The sequence below is a fragment of the Pseudomonas sp. NPDC087342 genome, assembly GCF_044744265.1.
Taxonomy (GTDB): Bacteria; Pseudomonadota; Gammaproteobacteria; order Pseudomonadales; family Pseudomonadaceae; genus Aquipseudomonas; species Aquipseudomonas nunensis.
On sequence record NZ_JBIUXZ010000016.1, the window covers coordinates 86,261 to 98,440 of the forward strand.

12 protein-coding genes are annotated in these 12,180 nt (G+C 60.2%); 8 read left to right on the forward strand and 4 right to left on the reverse strand.

The features are described 5' to 3' along the window. Position 1 precedes the first annotated feature (1 nt). A complete protein-coding gene (gene madM, locus ACIOYV_RS24330) occupies positions 2 to 766 on the forward strand; it encodes a malonate transporter subunit MadM (RefSeq protein WP_054044366.1) in 765 nt (254 codons plus the stop codon). Between the two features lie 137 nt (positions 767 to 903). On the opposite strand, the gene ACIOYV_RS24335 is transcribed toward madM, so the two are convergent. After that, positions 904 to 1,818, reverse strand: coding sequence for a LysR substrate-binding domain-containing protein (locus tag ACIOYV_RS24335; RefSeq protein WP_401327699.1), 915 nt, complete (start codon positions 1,816 to 1,818; stop codon positions 904 to 906). Between the two features lie 138 nt (positions 1,819 to 1,956). Between ACIOYV_RS24335 and ACIOYV_RS24340 the strand changes: the two genes are divergently transcribed. Continuing rightward, a complete protein-coding gene (locus ACIOYV_RS24340; RefSeq protein ID WP_054044362.1) occupies positions 1,957 to 2,574 on the forward strand; it encodes a hemolysin III family protein in 618 nt (205 codons plus the stop codon). Here the strand turns inward: ACIOYV_RS24340 and ACIOYV_RS24345 are convergent. Beyond that, on the reverse strand, positions 2,562 to 3,515 hold the full coding sequence (locus ACIOYV_RS24345; RefSeq protein ID WP_401327702.1) for a LysR family transcriptional regulator: 954 nt from the start codon (positions 3,513 to 3,515) through the stop codon (positions 2,562 to 2,564). The genes ACIOYV_RS24340 and ACIOYV_RS24345 overlap by 13 nt on opposite strands. A gap of 107 nt (positions 3,516 to 3,622) precedes the next feature. Here ACIOYV_RS24345 and ACIOYV_RS24350 point away from each other — a divergent pair, with 107 nt between their 5' ends. From ACIOYV_RS24350 to ACIOYV_RS24360, 3 genes are read left to right on the forward strand one after another with little or no spacing between them, the layout of a single operon-like run. Further along, positions 3,623 to 4,864, forward strand: a complete 1,242-nt coding sequence (locus tag ACIOYV_RS24350; protein WP_401327705.1) for a D-amino acid dehydrogenase — start codon at positions 3,623 to 3,625, stop codon at positions 4,862 to 4,864. Between the two features lie 19 nt (positions 4,865 to 4,883). Continuing rightward, a complete protein-coding gene (locus ACIOYV_RS24355) occupies positions 4,884 to 5,234 on the forward strand; it encodes a RidA family protein (protein WP_401327707.1) in 351 nt (116 codons plus the stop codon). A gap of 27 nt (positions 5,235 to 5,261) precedes the next feature. Then, positions 5,262 to 6,164, forward strand: a complete 903-nt coding sequence (locus ACIOYV_RS24360; protein WP_401327710.1) for a transporter substrate-binding domain-containing protein — start codon at positions 5,262 to 5,264, stop codon at positions 6,162 to 6,164. A 131-nt stretch (positions 6,165 to 6,295) separates the two neighbouring features. Here the strand turns inward: ACIOYV_RS24360 and ACIOYV_RS24365 are convergent, their stop codons facing one another. Both ACIOYV_RS24365 and ACIOYV_RS24370 read right to left on the reverse strand, forming a co-directional pair. Continuing rightward, complete coding sequence (locus ACIOYV_RS24365) at positions 6,296 to 7,015, reverse strand: 16S rRNA (uracil(1498)-N(3))-methyltransferase (protein WP_054044356.1); 720 nt, start codon at positions 7,013 to 7,015, stop codon at positions 6,296 to 6,298. Positions 7,016 to 7,217: 202 nt separating this feature from the next. Next, entirely contained in the window at positions 7,218 to 8,624 is a 1,407-nt protein-coding gene (locus tag ACIOYV_RS24370) for an adenosylmethionine--8-amino-7-oxononanoate transaminase (protein WP_163911012.1), read from the reverse strand. 221 nt (positions 8,625 to 8,845) lie between these two features. On the opposite strand from ACIOYV_RS24370, the gene ACIOYV_RS24375 reads away from it, so the two are divergent. The 3 genes from ACIOYV_RS24375 to ACIOYV_RS24385 all read left to right on the forward strand — a co-directional run bounded on the left by ACIOYV_RS24375 (position 8,846) and on the right by ACIOYV_RS24385 (position 12,066). After that, entirely contained in the window at positions 8,846 to 10,621 is a 1,776-nt protein-coding gene (locus tag ACIOYV_RS24375; protein ID WP_401327713.1) for a flavin monoamine oxidase family protein, read from the forward strand. 267 nt (positions 10,622 to 10,888) lie between these two features. Continuing rightward, positions 10,889 to 11,440 carry a cytochrome b gene (locus ACIOYV_RS24380; RefSeq protein ID WP_054044351.1) on the forward strand — a complete coding sequence of 184 codons (552 nt, stop codon included), beginning with the start codon at positions 10,889 to 10,891 and terminating at the stop codon, positions 11,438 to 11,440. 32 nt (positions 11,441 to 11,472) lie between these two features. After that, positions 11,473 to 12,066: a YceI family protein gene (locus ACIOYV_RS24385; RefSeq protein ID WP_401327716.1), complete on the forward strand. Its 594-nt coding sequence runs from the start codon at positions 11,473 to 11,475 to the stop codon at positions 12,064 to 12,066. Positions 12,067 to 12,180: the final 114 nt, after the last annotated feature.

Genomic DNA, 12,180 nt, shown 5'->3' on the forward strand with positions numbered 1-12,180 from the left:
TATGTGGGAACTCATTGATAAAGGCCTGACCGCCAATGGTCTGGTCACCGCATTCGCATTCGTCGGCATCATCATGTGGGTGTCGGTGGTGTTGTCCAAACGCCTGACTTACGGGCGGATTCACGGCTCGGCGATTGCCATCGTCATTGGCCTGGTGCTGGCCTGGGTCGGCGGCACCATGACTGGTGGGCAAAAAGGTTTGGCAGACCTGACGCTGTTCTCTGGCATCGGCTTGATGGGCGGCGCCATGCTGCGGGACTTCGCCATCGTCGCCACGGCGTTCGAAGTGCAAGCCACCGAAGCGAAAAAGGCCGGGTTGGTCGGCGCGATTGCGCTGCTGTTGGGCACGGTGCTGCCGTTCATTGTCGGCGCGAGCATTGCCTGGGCCTTCGGTTATCGCGATGCGATCAGCATGACCACCATCGGCGCGGGCGCGGTGACGTACATCGTCGGGCCGGTGACCGGGGCGGCGATTGGTGCCAGTTCGGATGTGGTGGCGTTGTCGATTGCCACGGGTTTGATCAAGGCGATTCTGGTGATGGTCGGCACGCCGATGGCGGCGAAATGGATGGGCCTGGATAACCCGCGTTCGGCGATGGTGTTTGGTGGGTTGGCCGGGACGGTGAGCGGTGTGACGGCGGGGCTGGCGGCAACGGATCGGCGGTTGGTGCCTTATGGGGCGTTGACGGCGACGTTCCATACCGGGCTTGGGTGTTTGTTGGGGCCTTCGTTGTTGTACTTCATTGTTCGCGGGATTGTGGGGTAGGGCTTTGGTTCTTTGTTGAATGTGCTGGCGCCTTCGCGGGCAAGCCTCGCTCCTACAGGTTGTGTGTTGTGGCCCAATCCATGGCACACCCCGATCCTGTAGGAGCGAGGCTTGCCCGCGAATGTCGCGACGCAGTTTCAAGCCTGGCGATTCGCATACATCCGACACTCCGCCAACAACGCCAGCAAATTCGGATCGCGCTCCTTGGCTTTCAGGAACACCACGCCAATGTGCTGCTGCAACCGGTACTTTTCCTGCAACGGAATCAGCTTCACCCGGTTCTCATACACCACCGCAATCCTCCCCGGCAGCAACGCATAACCCACCCCCGAGCTGACCATGCTCAGCAGGGTGAAGATGTCGTTGACCTGCATCGCCACTTTCGGCTCGAACCCCGCCTGCTTGAACACCCGGATCCCGTCCTGGTGCGTGGCGAAGCCCTGGGTCAGGGTGATGAAGGTTTCGTCGCGCACTTCCGCGAGGTCGACTTCGGTGCGTTGGGCAAACTTCGAATCCGCCGGGGTGGCGAGGAAAATGTCGTCGGAGAACAGCTGGATATGCTCGCAATCCGGGTCGTTGATGCTGTCGTCGAGGGACACCAGGATCGCGTCGACTTCCATGTTCTTCAGCTTGTAGAGCAGGTCGATGTTCGAGCCGAGGATCAGGTCGATGTTGAGTTCGCTGCGGCGGATTTTCAGGCCCATGATCAGCTGCGGCACGGTCTTCACCGTCAGTGAATACAGCGAGCCAAGCTTGAAGCGTTCCGCCGAGAACCCAGCGGCTTCGCGGGTCAGGCGCACGCTTTCGACCACGTCCTGAATCAGCTTCTGCGCCCGTTCTTCCAGCACATAGGCGCTTTCCAGCGGCGTCAGGTTGCGGCCTTCGTGCTTGAACAGCGGGCAGCGCAGGGCACTTTCCAGCGAATGGATGGCGCGGTGCACGCTGACGTTACTGGTCTGCAACTCGGCGGCGGCACGGGCCAGATTGCCGGTGCGCATGAAGGCGAGGAACACCTCGAGTTTTTTCAGGGTCAACTCTTCGTCGATCAGCATGGGCCGCACTCTTATTCGAATGGCTCGATTGTGCACGCATGTTGGGAATACGGGGATATGTGTCCTGAAACATTGCGCTTTTAGTCTCAAGGGTTGAGCCTTGCGCCATGTTGTAACGAATTTTGAGGAAAGCGATTCATGTATCACGGGGAAAGATTGAACGCCTGGACGCATTTGGTCGGGGCGGTGGCGGCGACGGTCGGGGTGGTGTGGATGCTGGTGATTGCCAGCATGGACGGCAGCCCGTGGAAGATCGTCAGCGTGGCGATTTACGGATTTACCTTGATGGTGCTCTACAGCGCCTCGACCGTGTACCACAGCGTGCGCGGGCGCAAGAAAGAGATCATGCAGAAGGTTGATCACTTTTCGATCTACCTGCTGATCGCCGGCAGCTACACGCCGTTCTGCCTTGTGACCCTGCGTGGGCCGTGGGGCTGGACGTTGTTCGGGATTGTCTGGGGGCTGGCGCTGATCGGCATCCTGCAAGAGATCAAGCCGCGTTCGGAAGCGCGGATTTTGTCGATCGTGATCTACGCGGTGATGGGCTGGATCGTGTTGGTGGCGGTCAAGCCGCTGCTGGCGGCGTTGGGCAGCACAGGTTTTGCGTGGCTGGCGTCGGGCGGGGTGTTGTACACCGTGGGGATTATCTTTTTTGCCCTGGACCATCGCCTGCGGCATGCCCATGGGATCTGGCATTTGTTCGTGATTGCCGGGAGTTTGCTGCACTTTGTCGCGATATTGTTTTATGTCTTGTAGACCGCGTTGTGGCCATTCGCGGGCAAGCCCGCTCCCACAATCAAGCGATCCAGCTGCGCCTGCGCCCGTCGGCTGAAGATCTGCAACAAGTCGCTCAAGGTGTGGGGCGGCGGTTCGTCGGCGCGGGTCACGGCGTACAGGGTGATCGGCAGCGCCGGCGCCAGGGGGCGAATCGCGGTGGTGGCGGGGGAAGCCCCGAGCGCGGTGAACGGGTCGATGACGGCTAACCCGGCACCGGACTCCACCATCGCTCGCGCCAACGAATAAGTCTGCACGGCGATGCGCACCCGGGGTGGCGGATCGACCGCTTCAAGGTAGCTGTCGAGCCTGGCGGCCAGCGGGTCGGCGCTGGACAGGCCAATCAGCGGCGCACCGGCCAACTCGATCAATGGCAACGGTTGCCCATGGCTGGCGACGGGCCAATAGCCCAGCGGCGCCAGCGCTACCAGCATTCCACTGGCCAGGGTTTGCGCCTTCAACCCCGGATGATCCGGCGGCTGCAACGTCAGGGCGACATCCACTTCGCGCATCAACAGGTTTTGCATCAGCTCACGGCTATGGGCACTGGACAGTTCGCAAACAATGTCCGGGTAACGTTGTGTCCACTCGTTGATCGCCGGTGGCAGCAGCGACAGTGCCAACGCCGGGATCGCGCCGATCCGCAGGCTGTGGCCCGGCTCACGGCGCAGGCTCTGGGCCAGGCGCCGCACGCCTTGCAGGCTTTCGGTGACCTTATCGACCTCGCGTTCAAGCTCCAGCGCTTCGGGCGTGGCCTGCAATTTACCGCGCACCCGCAGAAACAACGCAAAGCCCAATTGCTGTTCGGCGTGTTGCAGCACTTTGCTCACTGCCGGCTGCGAGACGTGCAGCAACTGTGCGGCGCCACTGACCGACCCGGTCTGGCGAATGGCTTGGAAAATCTCGATGTGGCGCAGGCGCATGGCAAGTCCATAACCTTTGTTTATGGGTCAGCCATCTTTATGCATTGTTCAACGACTGTCACCTGGTCCTAACCTGAGGCCTGATTCAACAACGGTTAAGGACAGACATGGCTCAGCGGGTTTGCATCATCGGCGGCGGCGTCATCGGGCTGACAACGGCTTACGCACTGGTTCGCGACGGCATTGACGTGACGCTGGTCGAGTCCCGGGACTCGCTGGCCAGCGAAACCAGTTTCGCCAACGGCGGCCAGTTGTCCTACCGTTACGTCGCGCCATTGGCCGATGCTGGCGTGCCGCTGCAAGCCATTGGCTGGATGCTGCGCGGTGACTCGCCCCTGAAGCTGCGTCCACGGCTGGACCCGGCGCAATGGCGCTGGATGGCCTCCTTTCTGGCGGCCTGCCGGCGTTCGGTTAACCAGCGCAACAGCGCGCATTTGCTGCGCCTGGCGCTGCTGAGCCAAGCCACGCTGCAAGGCTGGCGCGACGAAGCTCGCCTGGGCGGTTTCGACTGGCGGCGCAACGGCAAACTGGTGACGTTTCGTGAAGCCGCGAGTTTCGAGCATGCGCGCCACGGTTTGGCTGATCCGCAACAGCAACAGGTGTTGTCCCGGGCCGAATGCGCCCAACTGGAACCGGCACTCGCCGAGGCGCCATTCGTAGGCGCGATTTACACCCCCGATGAAGAAGTCGCCGACTGCCACGCGTTCTGCCAGCAATTGGTGGCCCGGCTCAAGGCGTCGGGGCGTTGCGAGTTTTTGCTGGGTCAACAGGTCACCGGCATTCGCCAAACGGGCGGCGCGGTGCAGGCCATCGAAATGGGTTCGCAAGTGCTGCCGGTCGAGCAACTGGTGATCGCGGCCGGGCATCGCAGCCCGGCGCTGGCGTTGCCCGGTATGAACCTGCCGCTGTATCCGCTCAAGGGCTATAGCCTGACCGCGCCGATTCGCGCCGAACATCGCGCGCCGGACCTGAGCATCACCGATTACAACCGCAAGATCGTCTACGCGCGCATCGGTGCTCAACTGCGCGTGGCCGCGATGGTCGACATTGTCGGCTTCGATCCTGCGCTCGATCCCAAGCGCCTGGCGCTAATCAAACGTCAGGCCGAGGACACCTTGCCTAATGCCGGCGACTACGACGCTGCCATCGAATGGGCCGGCATGCGCCCGGCCACGCCCAGTGGCGTGCCGCTGATTGGCGCCACGGCGTACCGCAACCTTTGGCTCAACCTCGGCCATGGCGCGCTGGGTTTCACCTTGGCCTGCGGCAGCGCGCGACTGCTCAGCGATTTGATGATGCAGCGCGCACCTTCGATTGAAATGCACGGCCTCGCGCCTCGCCTGACTTGACCTTGATAAGGAAGAAACGATGAGCATCAACCGAATCAACAGCAACAGCCGACTCTCTGCCGCCCTGACCTTTGGCGAACTGGTGTTTCTCTCGGGGCAGGTGCCCGGCGACAGCCGCGACGTCAGCGGCCAGACCGCCGAGGTGCTGGCGAAAATCGATACGCTGCTGGCCGAGGCGGGCAGCGACAAGGATCACCTGCTCAGCGCGACCATCTACTTGAGCGACATTGGCCGCGATTTCGCCGCCATGAACGAGGTCTGGTCACACTGGTTGTCGCCGGACAAGGCGCCGACCCGCACCACATTGCAGGCGCAACTGGCTCGCCCAGAAGTTCTGGTGGAAATCACCGTGATCGCTGCCCGCCGCTAATCGCCCCACCCACAACGGAGAATAACAATGCAAAAAATCACGTTGATCGGCTGCACCCTCGGCTTGCTGCTCGCCAGTCAGGCCCACGCCAGTGAAGCGCCGCTGACCGGCACGCTGAACAAGGTCGCCAATGCCAAGAGCATCACGCTGGGCTATCGCGATGCGTCGGTGCCGTTCTCGTATGTGGGTGATCACTCGGGGCAGCCGATGGGCTATTCGGTGGATCTGGCGAGCAAGATTGTCGAGCGCATCAAGCAAAAGCTTGATCAGCCTGACTTGCAGGTGAAGTACAACCTGGTGACCTCGCAAACCCGTATTCCGTTGGTGCAGAACGGTACGGTCGATCTTGAGTGCGGCTCCACCGGGGTGACGGCCGAGCGCATGCAACAAGTGGCGTTTTCCTACGGGTTTATTTATGTGAAGGGGCAGTTGCTCACGGCCAGGGACAGCGGCATCAAAAGCTTCGCCGACCTGCGCGGCAAGAATGTCGTGACCACCGCCGGCACCACCAATGAGCGGTTTTTGAAGAGCTACAACGTCGATCACAAGATCGACATGTTCGTGATCAGCGCCAAGGATCACGGCGAAGCGTTCCAGATGTTGCAGTCGGGAAGGGCGGCGGCGTTTTATATGGACGATGCGCTGCTCTACGGCGAGCGGGCCAAGGCTCGCGATCCGCATAACTGGGTCGTGGTCGGCGAAGAGCAATCGCGGGAAATCTACAGCTGCATGGTGCGCAAGGGCGACCCGCAATTTCTCGAGTTGGTGAACTCGACGCTTGCCGATCTGTACAGCTCAGGGGAAATCAACGGCATCTACAACCGCTGGTTCCAGCAGCCGATTCCGCCTAAAGGGCTGAACCTGGAGTTTCCGATGACCAGCGAGTTGAAAGCGATTATCGCCAAACCGGTGAGTGATCCGGTGCAATAGCTCCGGAACGATCAAAATCGATAATGCATCCTGTAGGAGCGAGGCTTGCCCGCGAAGGCTTCACCTCGGTTTTTGTGGTGTCGCTGATGACGCCTTCGCGGGCAAGCCTCGCTCCTACAGGGGATGATGTTTTAGAAATCACCCCAAAGCTGTTGGGCAACCGCCAACGCGACTACCGGTGCGGTCTCGGTGCGCAACACCCGAGGCCCAAGCCGGGCGGCATGGAATCCAGCCCCTTTGGCCTGATCCACTTCAGCATCTGACAACCCACCCTCTGGACCAATCAGGAACGCCAAAGTCTGCGGCTTGGCATGACTCACCAACGGCTCCGCCACCGGATGCAGCACCAGTTTCAATTCCGCTTCGGTCTGCTTCAGCCAATCCGCCAACAGCAGCGGCGGATGAATCACCGGCACCCGTGAACGCCCGCATTGCTCGCAGGCGCTGATCGCCACTTGGCGCCAGTGCATCAGGCGTTTGTCGGCGCGTTCGTCCTTGAGGCGGACTTCGCAACGGTCGGTGAAGATCGGGGTGATTTCCGTGACGCCCAGTTCGGTGGCTTTCTGAATCGCCCAGTCCATCCGCTCGCCACGGGACAAGCCCTGGCCGAGATGGATCTGCAACGGCGACTCGACCTGCCCGATGAAGCTTTCATCGAGCTGCACCACCACGCGTTTCTTGCCGACTTCCACCAGCGAACCGCGAAACTCGTGGCCCGAGCCGTCGAACAGTTGCACCGCATCACCCTCGGCCATGCGCAGCACGCGGCTGATGTAATGGGCCTGGGCCTCGGGCAGTTCGTGCTCGCCGGTGCTCAGGGGGGCGTCGATAAAGAAGCGGGACAGTCTCATCTTGGGTCTCTAAAAAATTGGGTCGAAATCGCTTTTGTGGCTGCTGACTATTTGTGGCGAGGGGGCTTGCCCCCGTTGGGTCGCGAAGCGGCCCCAAAACCTGCCGCCGCGTTTCTCCAGTTAAAACGCATCAGCCGGGTTTACGACTGCTTCGCAGCCGAACGGGGGCAAGCCCCCTCGCGACAGGGTTATTCAGTGACTGTTAACCCGGATCACGGAAACCGGGGTGAAAATCTTCAGGCACCGACACGCTGACGCTATTGCGGGTCGCAATATCAATCCCTTCGCTGGCCACTTCCGCCAGGAAATCAATCTGCTCCGGGGTAATCACGTAAGGCGGCAGGAAGTACACCACGCTGCCCAACGGACGAAGTAAAGCACCTCGCTCCAACGCATGCTTGAACACTTTCAAGCCACGCCGCTCTTGCCACGGATAGGCTTCCTTGGTCGCTTTGTCCTTGACCATCTCGATGGCCAGGACCATGCCGGTCTGGCGCACTTCCGCGACGTTCGGGTGATCGACCAGGTGCGCGGTGGAGGTGGCCATGCGCTGGGCCAGGGCCTTGTTGTTCTCGATGACGTTGTCTTCTTCGAAGATATCCAAAGTCGCCAATGCCGCCGCGCACGCCAGCGGATTGCCGGTGTAGCTGTGGGAATGCAGGAAGGCGCGCAGGGTCGGGTAGTCGTCGTAGAAGGCGCTGTAGACGTCATCGGTGGTCAGCACTGCCGCCAATGGCAGGTAGCCGCCGGTCAGGGCCTTGGACAGGCACAGGAAGTCCGGGCGGATGCCGGCCTGTTCACAGGCGAACATCGTGCCGGTGCGGCCGAAGCCGACGGCGATTTCATCGTGGATCAGGTGCACTCCATAACGGTCGCACGCTTCGCGTAACAGCTTGAGGTACACCGGGTGATACATGCGCATGCCGCCGGCGCCCTGGATCAATGGCTCCAGAATCACCGCAGCGACGGTGTCGTGGTTCTCGGCGAGGGTCTGTTCCATGGCGGCGAACATGTTGCGCGAGTGTTCTTCCCAGCTCATGCCTTCGGGGCGCAGGTAGCAATCCGGGCTCGGCACCTTGATGGTGTCCATCAGCAGGGCTTTGTAGGTTTCGGTGAACAACGGCACGTCGCCGACTGCCATCGCCGCCATGGTTTCGCCGTGGTAGCCGTTGGTCAGGGTGACGAAGCGTTTCTTGTTCGGCTGGCCGCGATTGAGCCAGTAGTGAAAGCTCATTTTCAGCGCGACTTCGATGCAGGATGAGCCGTTATCGGCGTAGAAGCATCGGGTCAGGCCTTCCGGGGTCATCTTTACCAGGCGTTCGGACAGCTCGATCACCGGCTGATGGCTGAAACCGGCGAGGATCACGTGTTCCAGTTGATCGACCTGATCCTTGATGCGCTGGTTGATCCGCGGGTTGGCGTGGCCGAACACGTTGACCCACCAGGAGCTGACAGCGTCGAGGTAGCGCTTGCCTTCGAAGTCTTCCAGCCAGATGCCTTCACCGCGCTTGATCGGGATCAGCGGCAGCTGTTCGTGGTCTTTCATCTGGGTGCAGGGGTGCCATAACACGGCCAGGTCCCGTTGCATCCACTGATTATTCAGGCCCATTTACAGTCTCCTCGAGGCGGTCCGCGGCGGGCGCGGGCAAACAATCGCGCAAGCCTATGCAATGCATCGCGCGGGGACAACCCATTGTGTCGATTGAGCTACTTTGTAAGGGGCGATAGACGTCGCTGGCGGCGTTTTGATGGCTGACGTATTCTTCGCGGTTCTTTGAGTCGTCTGGCTCGCAAAACCGTTTTTTCTCGTGTATTTCCGGAGTTCGCTGAATGTCTGCTGGTTGGCTGCGCGCCTGTGCGCTGGTGATGTTGGGGCTGTTCAGCGTTTCGGCGCTGGCCAAGGATAAAACGGCGATCGTGATCGGCGGCGGGCTTTCGGGCCTCACCGCGGCCTACGAGCTGCAAAACAAAGGCTGGCAGGTGACTCTGCTGGAAGCCAAGCCAAGCCTGGGCGGTCGCTCCGGCATGGCCACCAGCGAGTGGATCGGCAACGACAAGGCCCAGCCGGTACTGAACAAGTACGTGTCGACGTTCAAGCTCGGCACCACGCCAGCCCCTGAATTCGTGCGTACGCCGGGCTACCTGATCGACGGCGTGTATTTCACTGCTGCTGACCTGGCTACCAAGGACCCGGTGACTGCCGAAGCGCTCAAGCGCTACGAAAAAACCGTGGATGACCTGGCAAGTTCGATCGAAGACCCGCAAAACCCGGCAGCGAACAACACGCTGCATGCCCTGGATCAGATCAACGTCTCCAACTGGCTCGACCGTCTGGCATTGCCAGCCACGGCTCGCCAATTGATCAACCAGGAGATTCGGACCCATTACGACGAACCTTCGCGCCTGTCGCTGCTGTACTTTGCTCAGCAGAACCGGGTTTACCGGGGTGTTTCCGACCGTGACCTGCGCGCTTCGCGCCTGCTCGGCGGCAGCCCTGTACTGGCTCAGGCCTTCGTCAAACAGCTGAAAACCATCAAGACCAGCTCCCCGGTATCGGCCATCACCCAAGACAAGGACGGCGTGACCGTCAAAGTCGGCAGCGTGGGCTACCAGGCTGACTACGTGGTGGTTGCGGTGCCATTGCGCGCTCTGAGCAAAATCGTCATGACCCCGTCGCTGGATGCCCAGCACATGGGCGCGATCAAGGGTACCAACTACGGCTGGCGCGACCAGATCATGCTGAAGTTCAAGACGCCAGTATGGGAAAGCAAGGCGCGGATGTCCGGCGAGATCTACAGCAACGCCGGCCTCGGCATGTTGTGGGTAGAGCCGGCGCTGAAGGGCGGCGCCAACGTGGTGATCAACCTGTCCGGCGACAACGCCCGGGTGATGCAGGCCTTCGGCGACAAGCAGATGGTCGATCAGGTGCTGATCCGTCTGCACGCGTTTTATCCACAGGCCCGTGGTTCGTTCACCGGCTATGAAATCCGCCGCTACAGCACCGACCCATCGATGGGTGGCGCTTACCTGGCCTTCGGCCCGGGCCAGATCAGCAAATACTGGCGCCTGTGGGAGCGTCCGCTGCAACGCGTAGCGTTTGCCGGCGAACACACCGACACCTTGTACCCAGGCACTCTGGAAGGCGCATTGCGCACCGGCCAGCGTGCAGCCGGTCAGGTTGAAGACCTGGCGGCCGGCAAGTCGTTTGAGCCTGTGAAAGTTGTTCCAGCAGCCACCGCTGCAGCGGCCGGCGCAGTCGCGGCGAAGAAAGGCAACTTCTTCACCAACCTGTTCGGTGGCTCGTCGGATGACGACAAGAAGCCAGAACCGGTCAAGGCGCCAGAACCAGTAGCTCCGCCTGCACCGACACCTGCTCCAGTGCCAACCCCGGCCCCTGCGCCAGTGGAAGCACCGAAGCCTGCGGCACCGGTCAAAGCCGAGCCAGCGAAAAAAGCGACCAAGCCTGCGGCGAAGAAACCTGCGGCGAAAACCGAGGCCAAAAAGGCTCCGGCCAAACCTGCAGCGAAGAAAGCTGAACCGGCGAAGAAGCCAGCGGCCAAGCCCGCTGCAACGACCCCGGCAGCGACCGATACCAAAGCGCAGTAAGGCTTTGAGTTGATAGAAAGCGCGGCAGCGATGCCGCGCTTTTTTTATGCCTGAAGAAAGCCGTTATCAAGAATCGAATAAACCTTCTGGTGGAGGTGTTCTTTGATTGGACGTCTTTTCTTTTCACACATTGGGTCTTTAATCTTTCCTTAACTGATGCATTACAGACTCTTGATCGTATTTCTCGATATTTCAAAGCGAAATTTTCCGCTTTAAATCGATAGATAACTCGATAGTCTTGGTCGCAGTTCTCACGGGATATGGGCAATGCAGCTACGTAACTCTTCTTCTCGCTACGGTTGGGTCAGCGTTTTACTGCACTGGGGCGTGGCGTTGGTGGTCTTCGGGCTGTTCGCGTTGGGCCTGTGGATGGTTGGCCTGGATTACTACAGCACCTGGCGCAAAGACGCGCCGGACCTGCACAAAAGTATTGGCCTGACGCTGTTCGCCATCATGCTGCTGCGGGTGTTGTGGCGTTTCATCAGTCCGCCGCCGCCAGCATTGCAGAGCTATAGCCGCATGACGCGCCTTGGCGCCAAGTTCGGCCATGCGTTCCTGTACATCAGTCTGTTCGCTGTGATGATTGCCGGTTACCTGATTTCCACCGCAGACGGTGTCGGTATTCCGGTGTTTGGCCTGTTTGAGATTCCTGCGCTGGTGTCCGGACTACCGGATCAGGCAGATACCGCCGGTGTGATTCATCTGTATCTGGCATGGCTACTGGTAATTTTTTCCGGTCTCCATGCGTTGGCAGCATTGAAGCACCACTTTATCGACCGTGATGCGACGCTGATGCGAATGCTCGGCCGCAAAGCTTGAAGTTCAACCTCGACTCCAAAGGAATAGAAAGCATGTTGAAAAAGACTCTCGCCGCTCTGGCAATCGGTTCTGCTCTGCTGTCGGCAAACGTGATGGCTGCTGACTACACCGTCGACAAAGAAGGCCAGCACGCCTTCGTCGACTTCAAGATCAGCCACCTGGGCTACAGCTTCATTACCGGTACTTTCAAGGATATCGACGGCAAGTTCAGCTTCGACGCTGCCAAGCCTGAAGACAGCAAGATCGAGTTCAATGTGAACACTTCCAGCGTGTTCACTAACAACGCTGAGCGTGACAAGCACATCGCCAGCGGTGACTTCCTGAACGCGAGCAAGTTTGCTAAAGCCACCTTCGTTTCCACCAGCGTCAAATCCACCGGCAAAAACGCCGCTGGCAAAGACACTGCTGACGTGACCGGCGACCTGACCATTGCTGGTGTGACCAAGCCAATCGTGGTCAAGGCGACTTTCCTGGGTGAAGGCAAGGATCCATGGGGCGGCTACCGTGCAGGCTTCGAAGGTACTACCAACCTGAAGCGTTCCGACTTCGGCAAGCAGAAAGACCTGGGCCCATCGTCCGATGCGGTCGAGCTGTACATCACCTTTGAAGGTGTCAAAGCGAAGTAACTTTCGCCGCTTCAACAAAAACGCCCCCGATCTCGCGATCCGGGGCGTTTTTTTATGCCTGCCAAAATTTGCATGACCATCGCATATCCCCTGTGGGAGCGGGCTTGCTCGCGA